The following is a 22,397-nucleotide window of genomic DNA, read 5'->3' as shown; positions in this document are numbered from 1 at the left end:
TTTAATAATAATCGAAATGTCAAAACAAGGACAACAAACATTAGAACAGGTTCAACATTTTGAAGGAAAATATCCAAAACAGATTTGGAGTTTATTTTTCTCGGAAATGTGGGAACGCTTTTGCTTTTACGGTATGCGGGGTATGCTGGTTTTCTTTATGATCACGCAGCTTAATTTTGCAGAAAAGGAAGCAAATTTGCAATACGGAGCGACTCAGGCTTTTGTATATGCTTTTACTTTTATCGGTGGTTTATTTGCTGATAAAATATTAGGATTTAGAAAATCTCTTTTTTGGGGTGGTACTTTGATGATTGTAGGTAGTGCATTATTAGCAACAGATCCACATCAATTTTTCTTCTTCGGATTAGCATTTATCATTATCGGGACGGGTTTTTTTAAGCCAAATATTTCAACAATGGTTGGTGAATTATATCGCTCGGATGATAATCGAAGAGATGCGGGATTTTCATTATTCTATGCTGGGATTAACTTAGGTGCATTCCTAGGTGGGTACATTTGTGTTGCAATTGGAAAGGGGTATATGCTAGCTTCAGTAATTGATGAGGCACATCGTTGGAATGTTGCTTTTGGTCTAGCTGCTATCGGTATGCTGATCAGTCTCATTAATTTTCATTTTACCAAGTTTCACTTAGGACCTATCGGTTTAAAGCCAGGACATCCAGATGCTATTGTTAAAGTTAAGGCATTACCTAAGTGGGCAGAATATGCTGTTTATCTAGCGACTTTATTATTAATACCGTTAGTGCAGGTGATGGTTTCTAAAACGGAGTATACGGATATTTTTATGTACCTAATCGGTCCATTGACATTAATATACTTGTTCTATGAAATGACAAAATTGAATAGGGTCGAAAGAAATAAATTGATTGCCGCTTTGGTCTTTATCTTATTTTCTATCATTTTTTGGGGAATTTACGAACAGAGTGGTGGTTCATTGAGCATTTTTGCAGCAAAGAATTTGAATGACTCCATGTTAGGTGGATTATTTCATTTAGATCCTAATGGCGTTAATAATTCGGGAGGAGCATTTTTCATTATTATTTTGGCTCCAATTTTTGGACTATTATGGATTTGGCTGTCGAAAAGAAAGATGGAACCGAATACCATTATTAAATTTGGTTTAGGATTTATTTTTCTAGGTTTAGGTTATTACGTATTATTTGGAACTAAATTTTTCGCACAGGATGGAATCGCATCTTTAGATATCTTTACGTTAGCGCTTTTAGTGATCACTGTTGGTGAATTGTGTTTATCGCCTATTGGTTTATCTATTATGACTAAACTGTCGCCAGGGAAGCTGCAGGGCATTATGATGGGGATGTGGTTTTTAGCTAGTGCTTATGGTCAATATGTAGCGGGTTTAATAGGAGCTAGTATGGCTGAAGCTCGAGAAGGTGATTCTTTGGCGGATAAATTAATCACATATACGGATAGCTATAAGCAACTGGGGGTTTATTCATTAATAGCCGGGGTGGTTTTAATTGCTTTATCACCATTGGTGAAGAAATTAATGGGGGGAGTGAAATAATCTACTTCTCCATAATTTTGTGAAATAATAAAAAAGCTCGATAATTTATTATCGAGCTTTTTTATTATTTCTGATCGTAGATCCATTTAAACTTATATTCCGTTTCTGGAACCTTCATTCTGTCTGCTAATCTAAGTAAGCGATCTGGTAATCTCATTAGATAATCTCTCGCTTTTTCTCCTTTTTCATTTAAACCGGTCACTTGATCAATTTTCCAATCAGCATTTAATTCTTTTAATATATCAACATAATCAATTGCTGTATAGATATTGAGACGTTGTGCTGCATCAGAAAAGTGCGCAAATGCTTCCCCTTGTGGTTCTCCAGACTCTCTTAAGAATTGAGCAGGCATAACAATTTTCTTACGCATCATATCTTCAAAAGCAATCATTACTTCACTAGGGTCAACGACTAATGCATGGGATATAAATGACATATATGCTTTGGCATGACGTGCTTCATCTGAAGCAATAACACCGCACATTTTTGCTAATAATTTATCACCGCTTTTTTTGGAGAGACCTGCGACGCGGCGGTGAGAAACATTGGTTGCTAATTCTTGGAAAGATGTGTAAATAAAGTTACGGTAAGGGTCTGCCCCGGTACCAATATCAAAACCATCTTTTATTAAATATTGTGTTGAGATCTCGAATTGACGCATATCAATTCTTCCTGATAAATATAGATACTTGTTCAGAAGATCACCATGACGATTTTCTTCAGCAGTCCAAGCACGTACCCATCTCATCCAGCCACCTTGTTCATTTTTCTCTACATCCTCAACCATGGTTAACCACGATTCGTATGTAGGTAACGCTTCTTCTGTAATCGTATCACCAACTAATACAGCAACTAAATCATATGGAAGTTCTCTTGCACTCTCTTGTAAATCTCTAATTTCTTCAAAAAATGTATCTCTAGAAGCATCTGGTAGAAAATCTGCAGGTTGCCACATTTCGTCTACAGGCTTTAAATAATCGCTCATCTCGTTAAGCATGAACGGTTCCAAATAGCTCATAACTTCTTTTCGTGAGCCTTCGGGTAAATTTAGAGGTAATTCTTGCATATCAATACAAAGATAATTAAATAGGTTCAATATTAATTGTATTAGAAAAAAGATTATACGTTTATGTGATAAAAATCAAGTATAGAGGTGGATTAAAAAATTGTGACAAATGTACCGCTATATTTAAAAAGTAGATAACGAAGACATTTTTTCGCTAAAATACTGTTAACTTTGCTCATATCATGGAGCAAAACAAATTGAAAGATTTCGATGTAAGTAAGATAAGAGCAGACTTTCCAATACTTAAAAGGGAAGTCAATGGAAAGCCTTTAGTTTATTTAGATAATGGAGCGACGACTCAAAAGCCGCAGTCTGTTATTGACGCAATAACTCATTATTATTCAGATATGAATAGTAATGTTCACCGAGGAGTTCATTATTTAAGTCAAATTTCCACGGACGCTTTTGAAGTGACTAGAAGGAATATTCAGTCTTTTATAAATGCTAAGCATGAGCATGAAGTCATTATCACTACAGGTACTACCCATAGTATTAATATAATTGCGACTTGTTTTGGTAAAGCGAATATTGGTTCTGGTGATGAGATCATTATTTCTGCAATGGAGCATCATTCGAACATAGTTCCTTGGCAGATGATCTGTGAAGAGAAAGGTGCTATTTTAAAGGTTATTCCTATGAATGAGCAGGGGGAACTGGATATCGAAGCTTATAAAGGGTTGTTCTCTGAAAAAACTAAGATTGCTTCTTTTACTTATGTTTCAAATTCATTAGGTACGATCAATCCTATTAAAGAGATGATTGCTATAGCACATGAACATCATGTTCCTGTTTTATTAGATGCAGCTCAAGCTATTCAACATATAAAAATTGATGTACAAGATCTAGATGTCGATTTTCTTGCTTTTTCTGGACATAAAATGTATGGCCCTACGGGTATTGGAGTTTTATATGGAAAAGAGGATGCTTTGAATGCTATCCCTCCTTACCAGGGTGGGGGAGATATGATTAAAGAAGTGACTTTTGAGAAGACAACGTATAATGAATTACCATTTAAGTTTGAGGCGGGGACACCAAATATTGAAGCAGGTATTTGTTTAAATGCTGCTATTGAGTACATTAATGCTATCGGTATTGATGAGATTGCTTCTTATGAGGAAGAATTATTGACTTACGCACAAGAGCAATTGGAAACTGTACCAGGAATCCGTTTTATTGGTACAGCGGCTCATAAGAGTTCGGTAATCTCTTTTCTGATTGATGGTACTCACCCTTATGATGTTGGGGTTATTTTAGATAAGTTAGGAATTGCAGTTCGTACAGGACATCATTGTGCGCAGCCGGTTATGGACAAATTCGGTATTCCAGGTACAATAAGGGCTTCATTTGCCTTGTACAATACGAAACAAGAGGTGGATACTTTAGTTGCTGGTCTAAAGAGGGCTGCAAATATGTTAGTTTAAAAAATATAAATAGTAATGACTATTAACGAAATACAAGATGAGTTAATTGAGGATTTTTCTTTTTTTACAGATTGGATGGAGAAATATGAATATATCATTCAATTAGGAAAGGAAGTTCCATTAATAAGTGAAGAACATAAAAAAGATGATTACATCATTAAAGGATGCCAATCGAAAGTTTGGTTATTTCCTGAAGTGAAAGATGGAAAAGTTTATTTCACTGCTGATAGTGATGCAATCATTACAAAAGGCTTGGTGAGTTTGATGGTAAAGGTTTTGTCTGGTCATACAGCAAAAGAAATTGTGGATGCTGATTTATATTTTATTAATCAGATCGGTCTTAATGAACATCTTTCGCCGACTCGTGCCAATGGATTGCTATCCATGGTGAAACAAATGAAATTGTACGCCTTGGCTTTGCAGGCAAGAGCGTAAATAAATTAGAACACTATTAGGTTAAGGGTTTAAGTTTTATTAAATAAAAAAATCCCGATGAGAATTATTCTCATCGGGATTTTCTATTTAATAGCTTTTATTTGTTATTAAACTTCTAATAACAAACGAGCAGGATCCTCTAATAACTGTTTTACACGTACTAAGAAGCTTACAGACTCACGACCATCAATCACGCGGTGATCATATGAAAGTGCGATATACATCATTGGACGGATAACGACTTGACCATTCTCTGCAACTGGACGTTGGATGATGTTGTGCATACCTAGGATAGCAGATTGTGGAGCATTGATAATCGGAGTTGACATCATTGAACCAAATACGCCACCGTTCGTAATTGTAAATGTACCACCAGTCATTTCGTCGATCGTTAATTTGTTGTCACGTGCTTTTACAGCTAATGCGCCAATTCCTTTTTCGATTTCATGTAATGACATTGACTCTGCATTTCTAAGAACAGGAACTACTAATCCTTTAGGAGCAGAAACTGCGATTGAAATATCTGCAAAATCGGAATATACTAATTCATTTTCTTCAATTCTAGCGTTTACTGCAGGCCATTCTTTTAATGCTGTTGTAACAGCCTTAGTGAAGAATGACATGAAGCCTAGACCTACACCATGCTTTTCTTTGAAGGTATCTTTGTATTTAGCACGTAGATCCATGATCGGTTGCATGTTAACTTCATTGAAAGTTGTTAACATTGCTGTTTCATTTTTAACAGAAACTAAGCGTTTCGCAATTGTTTTACGCAATGAAGTCATTTTTTCACGACGTTCGTTACGTGAACCAGCTACAGCAACTGGAGCAGCAGCCTTTGGTGCTTCTTTAGCAGGAGCAGCTGCTTTAGGAGCTACTTGTGCTTTTTCAGCATCTTCTTTTGTAATACGGCCTTCTTTACCTGTACCCTTAATAGTAGCAGGATCAATTCCTTTTTCTCTTAAAATTTTAGCGGCAGCAGGGGAAGCAGTTCCAGCAGCATAAGAATCAGGATTCTCATCAGCAACATTAGCTGTTGCAGCAGGAGTGCTAGCTTTTTCTTCAGAAGCAGCAGCTGCAGGTTTTGCATCACCAGCAGGAGCACCACCTTCTTCGATAGTACATACTACAGCACCAATTTCTAAAGTATCACCTTCTTGAGCAATGATTCTTAAAATACCTGCTTTTTCTGCTGGTAATTCAAAAGTTGCTTTATCAGATTCCAATTCAGCGATGTTTTCGTCCATTTCGACGTAATCGCCATCTTGTTTCAACCATTGTGACAAGGTTACCTCAGTAATGGATTCACCTACGGTTGGTACTTTAATTTCTAAGCTCATATATAATGTTCTTTACAGACAATTGCGTCTTTTTGATAAAAGACGCAATTGGATAAAAATTGTTTTTATTCGAATGATTTATTTAAAATGCTAGCTTGTTGTGCTACGTGCTGTTTCATATAGCCAGTAGCAGTACTACCGCTTTCCTTACGTGCAACAAATCCAGTGAATGCAATTTCAGTATTCATTAGTTTACGACAGTAGTAAGACCAAGCTCCCATGTTTTCGTTTTCTTCTTGAACCCAAATAAATTCTTTTGCTTTGTTGTATTTTTTACGGATAGCTTTCAATTGTTCCTCAGGAATAGGGAATAATTGTTCTAACCTCACAATTGCAATATCTTTACGTTTATCAGCTTCTTGTTTTTCTAATAAATCGTAGTATACTTTACCAGAGCAGAACAACACACGTTTTACATCTTTTGCATTTACATTTGCATCGTCAATTACCTCTTGGAAAGTGCTGGTCGTAAAATCTTTCAATGAAGAAACAACTTTAGGGTGGCGCAACAACGATTTTGGAGTAAACGCTACTAATGGTTTGCGGAATTCACGAACTTGTTGACGGCGTAATAAATGGAAGTAGTTTGCAGGTGTTGTACAGTTTGCTAAGATCAAGTTTTCGTCCGCACAAAGCTCTAAGAATCTTTCGATACGAGCTGAAGAGTGCTCAGGACCTTGACCTTCCATACCGTGAGGTAATAACATTACTAAACCATTAGAACGTTTCCATTTCGTTTCTGCAGATGATAAATACTGATCCACAATAATCTGTGCACCATTGTAGAAATCTCCAAATTGTGCTTCCCAAATTGTTAATGCATGTGGGTTAGCTGAAGCATAACCATATTCGAAACCTAATACTGCATACTCAGAAAGTAGGGAGTTGTAGATTGAGAATTTATCTCCACCATTGATATTTGCTAATGGTGTGTAAGTTTCTTCTGAATTTTCTAATGTTAATACAGCATGTCTGTGAGAGAATGTACCACGTTGTACATCTTGACCAGAAATACGTACGCGGCTTCCTTCATTTAATAATGTAGCATAAGCCATTAATTCGCCCATTGCCCAATCGTAAGAATCTTTTTCAATCATCTTTGCACGATCTTCGAATAAGCGAGAGATTTTACGGAAGAAGCTTTTATCTTTAGGAAGTGTTGTAATTTCTTTTGCTAACTGTAAGAATGTTTTATCCGATACATTAGTTTTAACAGGTTTAAAAGACTCACCTTTTTTAGCAGGACGAAGACCTTTCCAAGCGCCTGAGAACATTGGAGTTTCTTCTGTTAAGTTAACAACTTCTTTTGATTCTTCTAATTTCTCTTGTAGAATTGCTTTGAAGTCTTTTTCTATTTTTTTAGAATAAGCTTCATCTATACTACCTTCTTCGATTAATTTTTTAGCATAAACTTCCTTTGGATTAGGATGTTTTTCGATCAATTTGTAGAGTAATGGTTGCGTGAACTTAGGTTCATCAGCCTCATTATGACCAAATCTTCTGTAACATAATAAATCAATGAAAACGTCAGTTTTATATTTTTGACGGTATTCAACTGCCAATTTAATGGCATATACTAAAGCTTCAGCATCATCACCATTCACGTGGAACACAGGTGAAGAAGTAATTTTTGCAACATCTGTACAGTATGTACCTGAACGGGCGTCTTTATAATTTGTTGTGAAACCAATTTGGTTGTTAATGACAATGTGGATTGTACCACCTGTTTTATAACCATCCAATTTGGACATCTGTGTTACTTCATATACAACACCTTGACCAGCGATAGCAGCATCACCATGAATAGCAATAGGAGCGATTTTAGAAGAATCGCCTTCATATTTCATGTCAATTTTTGAACGAACTAAACCTTCAACAATTGGATCTACGGTTTCTAAGTGAGATGGGTTTGGAGCTAAACTCAAATGGATTGTTTTACCGTCATCTGTTTTAACATCTGTTGAATAGCCTAAGTGATATTTTACGTCACCACCAAAGTTAATTTCAGGGTCTTCGGCATAAGTTTTACCTTCAAATTCTGAAAAAACAGTTTTGTAAGGCTTACCCATGATATTTGTTAATACATTTAAACGGCCACGGTGAGCCATTCCGATTACAAATTCTTGGATACCTAATTCAGAACCTTTTTCGATAACAGCATCTAAAGCTGGAATTAAACTTTCTGCACCTTCTAAAGAGAAACGTTTTTGACCTAAGAATTTTGTTCCTAAGAAACTTTCAAAAGCAACTGCATGGTTTAATTTGTCTAAGATTCTTTTTTTGATGTCTAAAGAATAGGTAGGCTTGTTACGATCAGCCTCCATACGATCTTGTAGCCATTTAATTTTTTCCGGGTTACGGATGTATTTGAATTCTGCACCAATTGAGCGACAATAAGTATCTTCAATTAATTGTCTAATATCTTTTAATTTGGCAGGACCTAAGCCAACTTCTACACCAGCATTAAAGATTGTGCTCATGTCAGCTTCAGAAAGACCAAATGTCTCTAATTCTTTTCCAGGATAATATTTGCGACGTTCACGTACCGGATTTGTTTGCGTAAATAAATGACCACGGTCTCTGTAGCCATTAATCATGTTCAAGACATTAATCTCTTTTAAAACATGATCTGGTGTTGCATCTCCAGAAACACCAACACTTTCGCCAGCATTTTGACCAAAGTCAAAACCTTCAAAAAATTTTTGCCATCCAAAATCTACGGATTCTGGATCTTGTTTGTACGCTTGATATAAGCCGTCGATATAGCTCGAATCAGCGTTACTCAAATATGTAAGTTTGTCCATCTATTTGAAAAAATATGAATGTGTCAAAGTTAGGAATAAAAATAGAGTTTTAGGTACTGTGATTGATTATTTTAGTAACGAATTTCAATTTTAATCTTGTTTTTATTGTGAATAAAAATTTGACTCTATATGATGATTTGTTATTTAATTATTCAAATAAGCCATTTTGTTATTAACCCCAATAATCCTCTGGTTCTTGAATACCTTTTGGATAATGTGTATTAATTAACTTTTGCCAATCTATTGGTGTATTATCTTTTTCACTTGTGCCGACCCCTGCTATATGCGACCAATTGCCATAGTTGGTTGCGGGACTGTAATCGAATATATTTTGTTCAAACCAATATGCGCCTTTTAGCCAATTAATATTATATTCTTGCACAAGAAAGCTCGATACAATAATTCTAGCAAAGTAAGGGAGGTATCCAGTTTTTTGGAGTAAGATCATGCTTTGATTAACAAAATCATTTTCTGTTTCTCCAAATCTCCATTTATCAAAGAGTAATTGATCATTTTTACTCATTATTTGTTCTTTTTTAAATCCTTTCTCCTTAAAGAAAACATTTGGATATTTTTTTAACATGAATCTGAAATAGTCTCTCCAGAGTAACATATCTATGATTTTGTCAAAACGTTTGTTTTTCTTACCGTTTTCCCTTTTCTTAATTTCATGATATAGGTTTATCGGCGATAATGAGCCAAGAGCTATAAAAGGAGATAGTAATGTATAGTCATGTTCTGACCCTCTAGGATCATCCAGTACAGCCTGCATCATCTCAAGTGCTAGATCTTCTCCACCTTCGATGAATTTGTTTTTAACAAGTTCTATTTCTTCTTTGCTATAACCTAACTCTTCCAAAGTAGGTAGAGCTGTTTTTTCGAGATGAGGGGCTGTTACAAAATTAGTAGGGTAATCTGCTGATCTTCTTACAAAACTTTCCCGTTCTATTTTCTTTTTGAATGTTGCAAATGAATTTGGTATATCACGGATTGGAAAAGGTAAATCTTCCTTATGATAGAGGGTGTGACCGATGATATGCTTTAAATTAATTTTACTTTTCCAGAGTTCTTCTTCTACTTTTTCGGATATTGTAGTTTCTCTGTTAGCAACTTCACGATGATGATAGACTTCATCGACCTCATATTTTTGTGCAATGCGAGGAATAATATCTTCAGGATAGCCGACAAAAGTAATCAAATCACTTCCTAAGGACTGTAATTTTTCTTTGAGGGCTTTAACTGTTTCTAGTTGGAAAGCAGCTCTTATAACATTTGTATTTAAGAAGTCGTATTGGTTTTTAGCATAATATCTGGGATCAAAACAAAAGATAGGGATGATAAAGGAACTTTTTGAGGATGCTTCTAAAAACACTTCATTGTCATGAAGCCTCAAATCATTTCTAAACCAGATCAACGCGGCCCTTTTTTCCATACAGATATAATTTTTTTGTATTATTTTCCTCGAAAAAGCTTATAGGAAGTACAAATATATAAGGTTATTGTTTGTTTTATGGACATTATTTACATATTGACAATAAAAGGACAATAATTGTAAGTGTAAAAAAATGGTGGTAATTAAACCTTAGTGTTTTTTATTTGTTTAATCTCTAATTAAAGAAATTTGAATGGTTCATTCATGGAAGTATTAATTACTGGTTTAAACACGTATTTGGGTAGAAGGGCTGTCAGTCATCTAAATTCTGAGGAATTTAGAGTCACTGGATTGGTTCGTAATTTGGAACTTTTTAATAAACGATTAAATGAACCTGTAACCGCAGATTTAATTGAAATTGATTTATTTAAAACAAATACTTTGAGTAAAAATTTCTCTCTAGGAAATTTGCAGTTAGGGATTTACTTTACTCAGGTTCCGGGTTTGAATGACCAATTAAATATGCAAATGGAGCTTATTTCACTTCGAAATTTTATTCAAGTTTGCAAGGAAAACATGTGCAATAGAATTGTTTATGTTGCACAGTTGATGGATTCGTTCTACATTGACGCCATTCAGAGTTTATTTGAGGAACATCGAGTTAAATATACGGTTGTCCTTAAATGTAGTGCAGTAGGGAAGGGGACTATTATTAGTGATATATTCGGTCGCTTGGCCAAGAGTAAATTTATTCCTTACTGGAAGCTTATCGGCGATTTAAAATTTAAGCCTATCCCGCTATTGGATGTTTATCGTTGGATTAGGACAATTCCCTGGGAAGATAATTTTATTGGTGAGGTAATTTATTTGGGCGGGGAGGAGTCTTTAAACTATAAACAGCTTTTTAATCAATACATGGAAGTTTACCATCCTGATCGTGAGTATAAAACATTTTCGATCAAGAAATGGTTGGTAAAATTGGTATACACTCGTTTTTATCGAATTCATGAAGAGAATTTTGATGAATTTAGGAGAGTGATGAAATATGAAGCTGAAGTTGATAATACCAGCTGGTCTAGAAAAGTGCACTTCACTTTCACCACAATTAATCGTTGCTTTTTGCTTGATCAATAAATCAAGGTAAGTATTTTTAAAACTTTTTCCTCCCAATTATTCTGTTAATTTTGTAATAGAACAATAGAATGGAGCTATATGGGATATAGAAGTTTAGCGGAGTGTGTTAGCGATTTAGAGCAACATGGACATTTGATCCGAATTAAGGAAGAGGTAGATCCTTATTTAGAAATGGCAGCCATTCACATGCGTGTTTTCGACGTAGAGGGACCGGCTTTGTATTTTGAAAATATAAAAGGCACAGATTTTCCTGCAGTTTCTAATTTATTTGGGACTTTAGACCGTTCTAAATTTATGTTTAGGGATACATTAGATCATATTAAAAAGCTGGTTGATGTCAAGATGGACCCTACCGCAGTTTTAAAAAATCCGTTTAAATATTTAAGCTCTTCGGCTGTTGCATTAGGAGCTCTTCCTTGGAAAAAGAAATCTAATGCGCCTATTTTGTATGGTAAAACTGAAATTAGCAAATTGCCTCAAGTGGTAAATTGGCCTATGGACGGTGGTGCATTTGTAACCATGCCTCAAGTTTATACAGAGGATATTACTAAGCCGGGTATCATGCAGGCAAATCTAGGGATGTATCGTATACAACTCTCTGGTAATGATTATATTCAAGATAAAGAAATAGGACTTCATTATCAATTACATAGAGGTATTGGTATTCATCAACAAAAAGCAAATCAATTAGGGAAACCTTTGAAAGTTAGTATTTTTATCGGAGGGCCACCTTCACATCCTCTCTCAGCAGTAATGCCCTTACCTGAAGGGTTGTCAGAAATGATTTTTGCCGGGGCTCTAGGAAATCGTCGATTTCGTTATTTTTATGATCATGAGGGATTTTGTATTTCAGCAGATGCTGATTTTGTGATAACAGGAACTGTGTATCCTAATGAAAATAAGCCTGAAGGTCCTTTTGGTGATCATATCGGTTATTATAGTTTAACCCATCCTTTTCCTTTAATGAAAGTTCATAATGTGTATCATAAAAAAGATCCGATTTGGTCTTTTACCGTTGTTGGTCGCCCTCCACAGGAAGATACAAGTTTTGGTAATTTGATTCACGAAATTACAGGTGCCGCAATTCCTAAGGAAATTAATGGTCTGCAGGCTGTTCATGCTGTTGATGCCGCTGGTGTGCATCCTTTATTGTTTGCTATAGGAAGAGAAAGCTACACGCCGTATCAAAAAGTGGATAGACCGCAGGAGATCTTGACGATAGCCAGCCAGGCATTGGGTAAAAATCAACTGAGTTTAGCGAAGTACTTATTTATTGCAGCGATTGAAGATGATCCTGATCTTAATATTTATGATGTTGCAGGTTTTTTGCGTCATATGTTAGAAAGAATCGATCTTTCAAGAGATTTACATTTTCATACTAATACGACTATAGATACTCTCGATTATTCTGGTGATGGACTTAATGCCGGCTCTAAAGTTATTTTTGCAGCCGCAGGTTCAAAGAAAAGAATATTGAGTAATGAAATTCCTTTGGGATTATCGGTTCCTCGTCCTTTCAATCATGTTAAGATGGCGATGCCGGGTATCCTTGTTGTCGATGGTGCTGCATTTACATCTTATGAGCAAGAGGAAGTGATTTTGAAGGATTGGTGTGATGGAATGAAAGACGTTGATTTTACGGGGATACAGATGGTTGTTTTAGCTGATGACGCATCTTTTACTGCTGCAAATGAAAACAATTTTGTATGGGTAACCTTTACAAGATCGAATCCAGCATATGATATTTATGGTGTCAATAGCTTTACAAAATATAAACATTGGGGTTGTTATGGACCGGTTATTATCGATGCAAGACGTAAGCCGCACCATGCTCCTGACTTAATTAAAGATCCTGCTGTTGAAAAAAGAGTAGACGCAATGGGAGCAAAGGGGGGATCATTACACGGTATTATTTAGTGATCAAATATAACTTTTAATAGTTTTCGTCAAGGAGAGGGTTTAAATATGATTATTTATGCCCTCTTTTTTATTGCGTATATAAATAATATTCAATTACAATTTTCAGTAGTTTTACTACCACCACTTGAAACTATGTTTCAATAAACAAATAATTGTTACGATGATGATATCAAAGTCCGTACTAGTCCGTGAAACTCCGTACTTGTCCGTGAAAGTGCAGACACCATTTGACATTGACTCGTTAAAGATAGTATATTCCTAGGGCAGTGTTTTGGAAATAATTTGTTATTTCTTCGCTGTATATTCAACTTTGTTTAGGTAGGGAGCTAAACTATAGTCAAAAGCATCTCGAGCAAATGTTGAATCATATACGTTCAAGTCCCGAAAGTTTTACGAACAATGCTCAAATAGAATTCATAGACCTATTTCCCTTTTAAAAAATCAGTTATACCGTTATTTAATTCTTTACCTACTGTTTATTGTTTTTTATGCGCTCTTTTTGTACCCTCAGTAAGCTTTGTTTACAAAGTTTACAAATTTGCTGCCAATCCATTACGAGGATCAAGATTTTTATTTGAGATTGGGAGTTTTAAGAGATTATATTTTAGGAATATTTTTTTCACCTAAAAGGGGGATGATATTCTAGTAATCTGTTTTTATTAGCTTGCTTGTATTTGTTGTTTTTTAGAGAATTCAATTTCGTTAAACGGAACGCTTCTAAATAGAAGTGAGATTGCGTAAAGTTAGTTCATTATCTCTAGTTTTGTATAGAAAACACATTAATAAAATAGATATGTCGAAGACGAAACTTACAATTAATAATAACGGATCAGTAAAAATTGAAGGCGATTTTGAAATCGTTGATAGAAATGGTGACACTTATGGTTTGCAGGGAAGAACAGTACTTTCGATTTGTCGTTGTGGATTATCCAAAAATAAACCTTTTTGCGATGGTGCTCACAATGGTCATTTTGAACATGAGGCTATTGCCTTTGATCTTCCTCCAAAGAAAGCATAGCCACTTCTGTAAGCAAATTTGATTACGAAATTAAAATAAATAATACCCATTTTGATGTTATTATGATGTCTAAATGGGTTTTTTGTTTTAATCTGAAATTGCTATTTTATGCATTTAAAATGAAAAGTCATTGCATAAAAAAACCTTCATCAAATGATGAAGGTTTTAGCGGAGAGCGAGGGATTCGAACCTTGTTTATAACTCCTTGATTTTGTATCTTTTATAACGTTTAGTTTTTGCGGGTCTCTAAAAGGTCTCGCTAAAGCCAATTTCGTTTTTCCTACTTCTGATTTCTTATTCTAATATACAAAAAATACATATAACTTTACTTTTAGATGTCTATATTACAATCACGTCTTTTCTGATATTGAATCTTTTGAAGCTATAATATAATGATTACCTAGATATACCAAATTATGTGCTTCAATGTGATGTTTAAATTATGGTGTTGTAATTGTCTTTTTAAATGATTCCAGTGAAGCTGCATTTTCAATTTCGGTTTTGAGATCTAACATTATTTGTTGAATATCGTCATACATTGTTTCAAAAGTTGCTAAATCGACTTTTAAATAATCTCCATGTGCAATATAATTACGAGCTTCAACTAAATCATTTATTAATGATTCAAACTGAGAAAATTTTTTTTCTTCTATACCAATAGTGAATAAGATCTCCTTAAATACATTATATTTTAAATTAGACTTTGTTTGTATTACATTCTTTGTTAAAATGTTGGACTTTGATTCACCTTCGCTTAAAATGAACTCAATAATCTTTGTTTTATCTTCAATATTTTTCACTTCAAGTAGTCCAATTTTTTTTGATAATGATAAAGAAACAAATTGTGATTGTAACTGGGAATGTTTTAAATATTTACCCGCAACATATTCCAAATATAATTCAGTTGATTTTTTAACAAAACCCTCAAAATGAGCATAAAGAATAGGTACATTAAATCTTAGTGCGGCATTTTGTTTTGAATTAGAATGAGTGGGAATATAGGCTTTTACAATATGTAATTCTTTTCGTCTCCAAGCAATTTCTTCATCTAGATATTTTGACAATTCCGCGAAATTATATAACCTTTTCCCCATTATCTGAAATATTCAATTGCAAATGGAACTAATTTTGGAATTCTAGATTTAGCGTTTGATCCTGATCCAGATGTATTATTATACATTTCTTGATGATATAGATTTTTAATTTTATCAAATAGGTCTTGATCATTGGCAGAATCAGAATATTTTATGATATTTTTTGATAATCCTGTAGAAATTGCTTCAAATGATGACTCTAAAAACTTTCCTTTAAAATCTGCGCCATTATATTTTTTAAATGACTTTTCTCCTAGCAATGAATTAAGCTTTTCAAAAGTTTTGGTAAAGTTTAATTGAATATCTGTAAGCTTAGCATCCTCTAATTCTAGTATTTGTTCATTAATATCATCTAAATAATCAGATACATCTTTTTTAATATTAAAATCAAAAAATGATAACGCAATAAATCTTAGACCAAGTTCCATATGATATTGTTCATCTAGTAATCTATCTGATAACGATAATGTTTCTAAAAAATTAGTGTCAGAAGTTAAAGAGTTAAACCAATCAAATTTAGTTGGATTTATCATAATCATAATATTATTTCTAATTTCTTGATTAGAAGCATTAGATCCACCCGTGTTGAGTCTTTGAAAGACTTCGAATTTTGCCCTTTTATCTGATTCATTTAAGATAATAGTTAGTTGGATTTTTGCTCTTTTTAGTGCTAACTTTAAGCCTGATGGTAATTCCTTTTCTGGATTAACTTCATTCTCCCATTTAATTCCTTCTAATGCAGGTATATGTTTGGTTGCTTCTAAAATTAAAGGAGATTCGCCCTTTAATACTCCAAAAAACTGTAGTATAGATGAAACTCTTTGTAAACCGTCTACTAATTCCCAAATTCCATCATCATTTTGATATACAAAGATTGAAGGAATTGGAATTCCTAAAATGATGGATTCAATTAATTTAACTTTTTGCGTATGAGTCCATCTAAATAACCTTTGATATTCGGGCCTAATTATTATTTCATCGTTTTCATACAAATTTACAAGTTCTCCAATAGACATTGAATAATTGTCAGTTTTAAAACTTGTTCGTCTTTCTTCGATTTGTTGTAGAATATCTTCCATATATGAGTTAAAATTTGAATCAATATTAATTAATAGGACCAATGTAATGAGTTTTTCCAATAATTATGTTCATTTTTTCATATTCTTTTGAGCATCACTTTGTATCAAATACTTTTTTATATAATTTTCCAGTATTTAAAGCTATAAACTGTTTGGGATTTCATCGGGATTTAATTTAAGGTAGTTACAAAGCTCTTTAATTGTAATTAATTGATGGGATTGCTTATTGTGAATCTCTTTAATTTTGTTATAAATGCGTAGACTTTGCCGGTAGCTCTTACCTGTGATTCTGGAAATATCCTTCGGGTAAATACAAATTCTTTTCATAAACTAATACTTTATGTACACTTTATATATGCTGTTAGTTGGCTTTAAATCAAGGGTAGCTGACTGATATTTAATTCTACCAAGTTGTTAACAACTTGTGAGTTGTATTGGTGGCTATTTCTGGTTGCAATTTACTGATTCTTTATGTTCTATTTAAGTAATTGATTGTCTAATAGTGCCATTCGGTACGGTGTGCCTTTAATTTGAAGGAAGTTTTTTCAAGTTTTGCCCTATAGTCACTAATAGCTGCAGCGGAGGTGAGATTAAAAATTAAGTGAGATGGCAAGACAATCAGGTATTATTAAATTGAAAGGTACTATCGGGGATATTACTTTTTACAAAAGTCAGGATGGCTATTTAGCCAGACAAAAGGGTGGGGTTGATAAGGACCGCTTTTTAAACGATCCCAAATTTCAGCGTACTAGAGAGAACGCGGCGGAGTTTGGAAGGTCTGGTAAAGCAAGTAAGGCACTATGTACGGCAATCCGTCCAGTATTAAACAAGACACAGGATTCTCGAATGATTTCGAGATTAGTCAAACTGATGATGAAGGTCATCAAAGCGGATCAAGTAAGCGATCGTGGTAAGCGAAATGTGCTGGATGGGGAGTTAATTCTTTTGCAGGGATTTGATTTCAATGGAAACGCTAGACTATCTGCCACTGTATATGCTCCGGCTTCATTTGAAATTGATCGGCTGGGTGGAGTAATGGATGTGAATGTGCCAAGCTTTAATCCGAACAGCCAAATTGTTGCACCTGGGGGCACGACGCATTTTCGATTTATTTCTGCTGGTGTGGAAGTTGATTTTGAGAATGAGACTTTTGTTTTGGCTCAATCTAGTACGGCTGAATTACCCTATGACAACGCAAATACAACTTTAACGATGCTGAGCAATGATCTAGGAGTACCCGGATCTACTAAGCCATTATTTCTAGTGTTTGGTATTGAGTTCCTTCAGCAAGTGAATGGTTCTTTCTATTCGCTGAATAACGGCGCATTCAACGCATTGAATTTGGTTGCAGTTGATACTGGTGTGTAATGATTGTGCATTTATTGCGGACTTATCATAGTCAGGGTACTCATGGTGAGATTTGGATCGGAGGTGAATTTGTGTGTTATGCTATTGAGTTGCCGTGGTTGGATAATGTTCGCAATAATTCTTGTATTCCAGAAGGGACTTATGTACTGTCCAAGCGATATAGCAAAAAGTTTAAGTGGCATTTGTTGGTGAAAGAAGTGGTTAATCGTAATGAAATCTTGTTTCATCCTGCTAATGATGCGAAGACTGAATTGAGAGGGTGTATTGCTCCGGTTAGTCGAATTTGTGGAATAGGGCGAGGTGTTCAGTCAGTAGTTGCTTTTAATAAATTGAAGGATATGGTTTATGCTTCGATTGATAAAGGTGAACAGGTTTTATTGGAGGTTCTAAAAAAGGGGAAATGATGAATGTACTGGAACGAGCTCAGGCTCCTACACCGAAATTTTTCAAGGTATTAAGGAGTGTAGGAATTATTGTTGCTACAATAGGTGGGGCTATTCTCACAGCTCCTATTTCATTGCCGGCTACACTTATTAGTATTGGTGGTTATTTGACTGTTGCAGGTGGTGTGATATCAGCTATCAGTCAGATTACTGTTGATGATAAAAGGGTCGATAAAGGAGCAGAGGGGGTGAATGATGAATAGATCGGCAGTTGGTCATGGTACTTTTGGCGGTTTATTGATGGGTATTTATCCTGCATTGATAATGGGTGATGTGTTGAAAACAATTTTGCTGGCTACCCTTGGTGCGGTCGTTAGTTTTTGCGTATCTTTAGTACTTGGATCACTGACCAAAAGGAAAAAATAGAGTTGTGGTGGCTTTATTCAAATTAAAAGCTCGGCATTATGTCGAGCTTTTGGTATTTTTAGATATTATGGAAGAAAAAGACCCTTGTCGTGAATTATTAGGCAGTATTTATATTTTGTATATTAAAGCGAAAATTGCATTAGCAGAAACACATCTTTGCAGAAGTCCCAAAAATTATTTAAAAAAATTTGAATTAGAAGAAACGACTAATTATAATTTAGAAATTTTGGATTATTTAGTTCGTGGGGAATCACCTGGATATAATGAATTATCAAGAAAGAGTTGGATTCTTTTTGTTTTGGAAATAACTAAAATTCTTTCAAAAGGGAAGGGGGATAAATTTTCAATTGGTAAATTTTATAACAAATTACTTTATAAAGAATTTATGGATAATATTCCATTAGACTGCTTTAGAGAAGTTATGCAAATTATTGAAGATAAAAATCCAGATTCTGTCGTAAATAGATTAAAAATCTTACGTGATAAGTTTTATGCTCATTCTGATGCTGATATGGAAAGGATGACTGATGCTATGTTTCCTACATTTAATGAGGTTTGGAGCTTGATGGACAACGTCGAAGAATGTTTAATGGCTATTTATAAGTATTATGATTCTGGCATCAATCTAGATGTTAATCGTTTTCTTCAGAAGTATATTCGTGAATTTGAAAGATTATATCAGTTTTTTCAAGTTACTACTGATTTCAGGGTCACATATAGATTAAAACAAAAGCTAGGTGATAGTGGTTATTTAGCATTTCGTGAAAACATCTTTTTATAGCTTACCTCCAAAAGAAAAAAGGAAAAAAAAGAAAGTCTTTGTTTGAATTGGTGCGGGCTAATAAAGCAAGTTTTTTGAGGAAAATACTATCCTGCCGTAGGCGGATGGAGATTTTCCTTAAAACCTTGGCTAGATCTTGCTGTTTAGCCCGCTCCAATTAATTTTACGTCCTTTTTTTAACTTTCTTATTTGCAGTCCCTCCATTTTTCGCAAGTGGTATAAGCCGGAGGCGATATACCTCTTGCTTTTTGGACTGAGGTGTATGGATAGTATGACGAAGGAGGACTGGCCATGTACCGCAAGGGTTGATAATTTCCGTTCGAGTTTAGAATAACTTTGTTGTTGCTATTTTGTGCAATGAGCGCAGCGGGTTGCGCACGATAGCAATGCACTTGCTCGCCGTCTGCGAGTTGAGGAAGGGTGGTGGACCAAGAGGTACGTAGTACTGGGGGACAGCATATGTCGGTGAGCGTGGCTGGCGGTATTTTTGATTATTTGGGGTTTTGAGAAAGGGTTTTCAAAAATGGTGACAGCCGAAAGCTCGCCTACACAAGGGTGTCTAGGCATATATGGGGCTGTGAAACTATTGGCCAGCCTATGGCAACCGAAGCCCGACCGATCTGCAGGCGAGCCAAACTCGAGGCGACGGTGGATGAAGCAGTGCATACTTGATTGTGAATGGAATGGAGCTTGTCGAAATGTAAAGAGCAGGAGAGTATGCGCTGTGACAGACAGGGTAGTCGCCTATGAGGAGGAGGACTGAACTGCAAGGATGGTGACAATCTGCGTTAGCACCCGAAGGGCAAAGAGGCTCTATATGATGCCTTTTTAATATCTGGCTGAATCATATAGTGCCTCTTTGGATTGGCGTCATTCTTTGCTGAAGGAGGACGAGGAATGCCTTATTTCCTTTAGCTTTATTTGTGATTGTTGTTTACAACTTTCAAAAGATTGAAGATAGACAATTTTAGCTCATATAATTTTTTGTCTACAGTGTTTCTCTTAGAGACACTATTAAGAGTTATGTTACCATCTATAGGGCTTTCTGTAGTAATGGTTCTTCTCAGACTTCTTAATAAAACCGAAATAGTTTGAATTTCACTTTGACCATTTACGGAGATTATATCTGAAATAAATTTATGCTGAACGTTGAAATCCTTAAATGTTGATTTGATATCTTCAAAAGGATAGATGTTTTTCCTTGAGCATCCTTTTATTTCCTTTACGAAACAGTGTAATTCATTAATTTCGTTAATAACAAATTCTTTTTCTTTTTGAGTTTTGCTTTGTTTATCTTGAATATACATTGTTAAAAACAATGCAACAATAGCAGTTATTAATACATTAAATAATTCAATTAGATTTATTTTCTCATCAAATTCAAAAAATGTATAGTTACAAAATAAAAAGCCAAGCAAAATCCCTCCAATTATACAGAAAGGGTATTTGAAATGGTTCCATTTCAATTTATTCATAAATGTAAATTTTGAGATTTAACTTTGGTATATGTACGACCTAATTTCATCTATCCAATCTGGCTCATCATTAGAAATAATAGAAATGTTTTTCCAAACTATCTCTTGGCCAAAATCCTCACCAAGTCTTCTAAAAGCTTCATCCAAAAAAGAAGTGGCATAACCTTCAGTTCCATCCAAATCAATGATTAATATTTCATTTTCAGCTAAAGCCTGAGCAAATTTGCTATTTAATATTTGTTCATAAAACTCTTGTCCAGAAAATGAACCATCAGATTTATATCTCGCACCAGGGGTTTCACTAAAATCTTTTGCAACAGAAATTCTAATTTCCATATTTAATTAATTTACAATCATTATTTAATTCCCAAAAATAAAAAGTTCCTTCAAATTCTGTGTCTAAAATTTGATAAGATTGTTTTTCAAAATTGTAATATACACCATTTGAAATTACTATCAAATTTTTTATATAGCCATCTTCAAAATTATTTTTGACTAAAGGTAGGCCCCTTCCTCTGTACGTTAATTTTGTTCTTGACCCGAATTTGCCATCAAAAGCCATTTTTAATAAATTTCCGTCGTCTGTTAAACCAAGGAATTTTATTATTCTTTCTTTAGATCTTATTTTGATAGTATTTAATATACCTCCACCATTATCAACAAAACAGAAATGTACTTTGTTTTCAATTTCGTTATGATCCAATGATAAATACCATCCCTTCTGGTGCTTTTCATATGCATGATTTACAGTGTTTGCCATTAATTCAATCAACATTCCTTGAATTTTTGTGTTTTTAGTTTGTTGGCCTGTGACAGTTTCCATTGCATCTCTTATTTTACGAGCAGTTAGAATCGGGTTAGTCGTATTAATCCCTCTTTGAACTATTTCAGATCTAGATTTACTATTTAATTTAGATAGATAATTTGCCCGGAAATATTTTAAGAATCCTAATTTTTCAAATCTAGTTCTAACGGTGTGATCTTCAGGGTAATTCCCTTCAATGTAAATTTTTTGATCATTTAACCATCCACAGATTGATAATAATATTGTAATTGCTCCACTTCCAATATTTTGAACTTCATGAAAATCAAAGAATACAACATTGCATATTGAAGAATTGTATTTTTTACAATTTTCAAAAAATTTAAGTACACTATCTAGATTTGATATTAAAGAAAAATCTTGTGGAACTATTAATTTAACTCTTCTTTCAACGGGAGACCAATCAATTGATCTATAGTTTTGTTTTGAATATTTAAATTTTCTTATTCTTCCAGAAGGAGAGTTTTTTCTTTTATTTCTTGATATTGTATATGCTTTTCTTTTCCTCCTCTTTTTTAAAGCTTTTTTTTGGATGCTATAAATTCTTTTTTTTATTTTCATTCAGGATTATATTACTATGATCAGATTATTACTGGTTGAATAGCTATAAAGGGTAATTTTTTAGATTATATATGTATTTTGATTTTAACAATCATATCTAACTATTCTTTAGTGTTAATAAATTAAAGAAAAATATTAGAATTGCGAACTTACGGTTATTTTTGTATTGTTTTTAATGAGATCATTTTTTTATGTAAAAAAAATACTAAATCGAGATTAAGGTGTTTGGAGTTGCTAACTTAGTCGGCAGTGTAAGTTAAGAACAATAAATATCTTAATTTTGAAACGATGACTAAAATCCGTAAAAAATATGATCGCACCTTTAAAGAACGTGCAGTTGAGTTGAGT

20 protein-coding genes are annotated in these 22,397 nt (G+C 34.2%); 11 read left to right on the top strand and 9 right to left on the bottom strand.

Going from position 1 to position 22,397, the window contains the following annotated elements:
• Nucleotides 1–16: 16 nt before the first annotated feature.
• Nucleotides 17–1,549, top strand: coding sequence for a peptide MFS transporter (locus tag JAZ75_RS01685; protein ID WP_132844046.1), 1,533 nt, complete (start codon nt 17–19; stop codon nt 1,547–1,549).
• Between the two features lie 64 nt (nt 1,550–1,613).
• Here JAZ75_RS01685 and JAZ75_RS01680 read toward each other — a convergent pair whose 3' ends face one another.
• On the bottom strand, nt 1,614–2,615 hold the full coding sequence (locus JAZ75_RS01680; protein WP_132771999.1) for an acyl-ACP desaturase: 1,002 nt from the start codon (nt 2,613–2,615) through the stop codon (nt 1,614–1,616).
• 182 nt (nt 2,616–2,797) lie between these two features.
• Between JAZ75_RS01680 and JAZ75_RS01675 the strand changes: the two genes are divergently transcribed.
• Complete coding sequence (locus JAZ75_RS01675; RefSeq protein WP_207898676.1) at nt 2,798–4,036, top strand: cysteine desulfurase; 1,239 nt, start codon at nt 2,798–2,800, stop codon at nt 4,034–4,036.
• 15 nt (nt 4,037–4,051) lie between these two features.
• Nucleotides 4,052–4,471: a SufE family protein gene (locus JAZ75_RS01670; RefSeq protein WP_132844044.1), complete on the top strand. Its 420-nt coding sequence runs from the start codon at nt 4,052–4,054 to the stop codon at nt 4,469–4,471.
• Nucleotides 4,472–4,578: 107 nt separating this feature from the next.
• Here JAZ75_RS01670 and odhB read toward each other — a convergent pair whose 3' ends face one another.
• The 3 genes from odhB to JAZ75_RS01655 form a co-directional block, all read right to left on the bottom strand.
• Nucleotides 4,579–5,811, bottom strand: a complete 1,233-nt coding sequence (odhB, locus tag JAZ75_RS01665; RefSeq protein ID WP_021189746.1) for a 2-oxoglutarate dehydrogenase complex dihydrolipoyllysine-residue succinyltransferase — start codon at nt 5,809–5,811, stop codon at nt 4,579–4,581.
• Nucleotides 5,812–5,876: 65 nt separating this feature from the next.
• On the bottom strand, nt 5,877–8,615 hold the full coding sequence (locus JAZ75_RS01660) for a 2-oxoglutarate dehydrogenase E1 component (protein WP_132844043.1): 2,739 nt from the start codon (nt 8,613–8,615) through the stop codon (nt 5,877–5,879).
• 172 nt (nt 8,616–8,787) lie between these two features.
• Complete coding sequence (locus JAZ75_RS01655) at nt 8,788–10,047, bottom strand: deoxyribodipyrimidine photo-lyase (protein WP_021189747.1); 1,260 nt, start codon at nt 10,045–10,047, stop codon at nt 8,788–8,790.
• A 204-nt stretch (nt 10,048–10,251) separates the two neighbouring features.
• Between JAZ75_RS01655 and JAZ75_RS01650 the strand changes: the two genes are divergently transcribed.
• From JAZ75_RS01650 to JAZ75_RS01640, 3 genes are all read left to right on the top strand, one after another.
• Nucleotides 10,252–11,121, top strand: coding sequence for a hypothetical protein (locus tag JAZ75_RS01650; protein WP_021189748.1), 870 nt, complete (start codon nt 10,252–10,254; stop codon nt 11,119–11,121).
• Nucleotides 11,122–11,199: 78 nt separating this feature from the next.
• Nucleotides 11,200–13,038 (top strand): UbiD family decarboxylase, encoded by a 1,839-nt coding sequence (locus JAZ75_RS01645; protein ID WP_132844040.1) that lies wholly within the window; start codon nt 11,200–11,202, stop codon nt 13,036–13,038.
• 796 nt (nt 13,039–13,834) lie between these two features.
• Complete coding sequence (locus tag JAZ75_RS01640; RefSeq protein WP_021189749.1) at nt 13,835–14,059, top strand: CDGSH iron-sulfur domain-containing protein; 225 nt, start codon at nt 13,835–13,837, stop codon at nt 14,057–14,059.
• Between the two features lie 440 nt (nt 14,060–14,499).
• On the opposite strand, the gene JAZ75_RS01635 is transcribed toward JAZ75_RS01640, so the two are convergent.
• Together JAZ75_RS01635 and JAZ75_RS01630 are read right to left on the bottom strand one after the other, a co-directional pair.
• Nucleotides 14,500–15,123 carry an MAE_28990/MAE_18760 family HEPN-like nuclease gene (locus JAZ75_RS01635; protein ID WP_208699931.1) on the bottom strand — a complete coding sequence of 208 codons (624 nt, stop codon included), beginning with the start codon at nt 15,121–15,123 and terminating at the stop codon, nt 14,500–14,502.
• A gap of 29 nt (nt 15,124–15,152) precedes the next feature.
• Nucleotides 15,153–16,232: a DUF262 domain-containing protein gene (locus JAZ75_RS01630; protein WP_208699929.1), complete on the bottom strand. Its 1,080-nt coding sequence runs from the start codon at nt 16,230–16,232 to the stop codon at nt 15,153–15,155.
• Between the two features lie 606 nt (nt 16,233–16,838).
• Between JAZ75_RS01630 and JAZ75_RS01625 the strand changes: the two genes are divergently transcribed.
• The 5 genes from JAZ75_RS01625 to JAZ75_RS01605 all read left to right on the top strand — a co-directional run bounded on the left by JAZ75_RS01625 (nt 16,839) and on the right by JAZ75_RS01605 (nt 19,190).
• On the top strand, nt 16,839–17,600 hold the full coding sequence (locus JAZ75_RS01625) for a hypothetical protein (RefSeq protein WP_208699927.1): 762 nt from the start codon (nt 16,839–16,841) through the stop codon (nt 17,598–17,600).
• Nucleotides 17,600–18,004 (top strand): DUF5675 family protein, encoded by a 405-nt coding sequence (locus JAZ75_RS01620; RefSeq protein ID WP_208699925.1) that lies wholly within the window; start codon nt 17,600–17,602, stop codon nt 18,002–18,004. Before JAZ75_RS01625 ends, JAZ75_RS01620 begins: the two co-directional genes overlap by 1 nt.
• The gene (locus JAZ75_RS01615) at nt 18,001–18,246 is read left to right on the top strand and encodes a hypothetical protein (RefSeq protein ID WP_208699923.1); all 246 of its coding nucleotides are present in this window, start codon (nt 18,001–18,003) and stop codon (nt 18,244–18,246) included. The genes JAZ75_RS01620 and JAZ75_RS01615 overlap by 4 nt, the downstream gene beginning before the upstream one ends.
• Entirely contained in the window at nt 18,236–18,409 is a 174-nt protein-coding gene (locus tag JAZ75_RS01610; protein ID WP_208699921.1) for a hypothetical protein, read from the top strand. The genes JAZ75_RS01615 and JAZ75_RS01610 overlap by 11 nt, the downstream gene beginning before the upstream one ends.
• 67 nt (nt 18,410–18,476) lie before the next feature.
• Nucleotides 18,477–19,190, top strand: coding sequence for a hypothetical protein (locus JAZ75_RS01605; RefSeq protein WP_208699919.1), 714 nt, complete (start codon nt 18,477–18,479; stop codon nt 19,188–19,190).
• Between the two features lie 917 nt (nt 19,191–20,107).
• Here JAZ75_RS01605 and JAZ75_RS01600 read toward each other — a convergent pair.
• From JAZ75_RS01600 to JAZ75_RS01590, 3 genes are read right to left on the bottom strand one after another with little or no spacing between them, the layout of a single operon-like run.
• Nucleotides 20,108–20,665 (bottom strand): hypothetical protein, encoded by a 558-nt coding sequence (locus tag JAZ75_RS01600; protein ID WP_208699917.1) that lies wholly within the window; start codon nt 20,663–20,665, stop codon nt 20,108–20,110.
• Between the two features lie 18 nt (nt 20,666–20,683).
• Nucleotides 20,684–21,001: an STAS-like domain-containing protein gene (locus JAZ75_RS01595; protein WP_208699915.1), complete on the bottom strand. Its 318-nt coding sequence runs from the start codon at nt 20,999–21,001 to the stop codon at nt 20,684–20,686.
• The gene (locus JAZ75_RS01590; protein ID WP_208699913.1) at nt 20,991–22,049 is read right to left on the bottom strand and encodes a hypothetical protein; all 1,059 of its coding nucleotides are present in this window, start codon (nt 22,047–22,049) and stop codon (nt 20,991–20,993) included. The genes JAZ75_RS01595 and JAZ75_RS01590 overlap by 11 nt, the downstream gene beginning before the upstream one ends.
• Nucleotides 22,050–22,397: the final 348 nt, after the last annotated feature.

This window comes from Sphingobacterium sp. UDSM-2020 (assembly GCF_016132525.1).
In the GTDB taxonomy this organism is placed as follows: domain Bacteria; phylum Bacteroidota; class Bacteroidia; order Sphingobacteriales; family Sphingobacteriaceae; genus Sphingobacterium; species Sphingobacterium anhuiense.
The sequence above is the reverse complement of the archived record's forward strand: the minus strand, read 5'-3'. Positions and strand labels throughout refer to the sequence as shown.

Coding starts and splice junctions, on each gene's coding strand:
- JAZ75_RS01685 (WP_132844046.1), top strand. CDS start 17: ATGTCAAAACAAGGACAACAAACATTAGAACAGGTTCAACATTTTGAA.
- JAZ75_RS01680 (WP_132771999.1), bottom strand. CDS start 2,615: ATGCAAGAATTACCTCTAAATTTACCCGAAGGCTCACGAAAAGAAGTT.
- JAZ75_RS01675 (WP_207898676.1), top strand. CDS start 2,798: ATGGAGCAAAACAAATTGAAAGATTTCGATGTAAGTAAGATAAGAGCA.
- JAZ75_RS01670 (WP_132844044.1), top strand. CDS start 4,052: ATGACTATTAACGAAATACAAGATGAGTTAATTGAGGATTTTTCTTTT.
- odhB (WP_021189746.1), bottom strand. CDS start 5,811: ATGAGCTTAGAAATTAAAGTACCAACCGTAGGTGAATCCATTACTGAG.
- JAZ75_RS01660 (WP_132844043.1), bottom strand. CDS start 8,615: ATGGACAAACTTACATATTTGAGTAACGCTGATTCGAGCTATATCGAC.
- JAZ75_RS01655 (WP_021189747.1), bottom strand. CDS start 10,047: ATGGAAAAAAGGGCCGCGTTGATCTGGTTTAGAAATGATTTGAGGCTT.
- JAZ75_RS01650 (WP_021189748.1), top strand. CDS start 10,252: ATGGAAGTATTAATTACTGGTTTAAACACGTATTTGGGTAGAAGGGCT.
- JAZ75_RS01645 (WP_132844040.1), top strand. CDS start 11,200: ATGGGATATAGAAGTTTAGCGGAGTGTGTTAGCGATTTAGAGCAACAT.
- JAZ75_RS01640 (WP_021189749.1), top strand. CDS start 13,835: ATGTCGAAGACGAAACTTACAATTAATAATAACGGATCAGTAAAAATT.
- JAZ75_RS01630 (WP_208699929.1), bottom strand. CDS start 16,232: ATGGAAGATATTCTACAACAAATCGAAGAAAGACGAACAAGTTTTAAA.
- JAZ75_RS01625 (WP_208699927.1), top strand. CDS start 16,839: ATGGCAAGACAATCAGGTATTATTAAATTGAAAGGTACTATCGGGGAT.
- JAZ75_RS01620 (WP_208699925.1), top strand. CDS start 17,600: ATGATTGTGCATTTATTGCGGACTTATCATAGTCAGGGTACTCATGGT.
- JAZ75_RS01615 (WP_208699923.1), top strand. CDS start 18,001: ATGATGAATGTACTGGAACGAGCTCAGGCTCCTACACCGAAATTTTTC.
- JAZ75_RS01610 (WP_208699921.1), top strand. CDS start 18,236: ATGATGAATAGATCGGCAGTTGGTCATGGTACTTTTGGCGGTTTATTG.
- JAZ75_RS01605 (WP_208699919.1), top strand. CDS start 18,477: ATGGAAGAAAAAGACCCTTGTCGTGAATTATTAGGCAGTATTTATATT.
- JAZ75_RS01600 (WP_208699917.1), bottom strand. CDS start 20,665: ATGAATAAATTGAAATGGAACCATTTCAAATACCCTTTCTGTATAATT.
- JAZ75_RS01595 (WP_208699915.1), bottom strand. CDS start 21,001: ATGGAAATTAGAATTTCTGTTGCAAAAGATTTTAGTGAAACCCCTGGT.
- JAZ75_RS01590 (WP_208699913.1), bottom strand. CDS start 22,049: ATGAAAATAAAAAAAAGAATTTATAGCATCCAAAAAAAAGCTTTAAAA.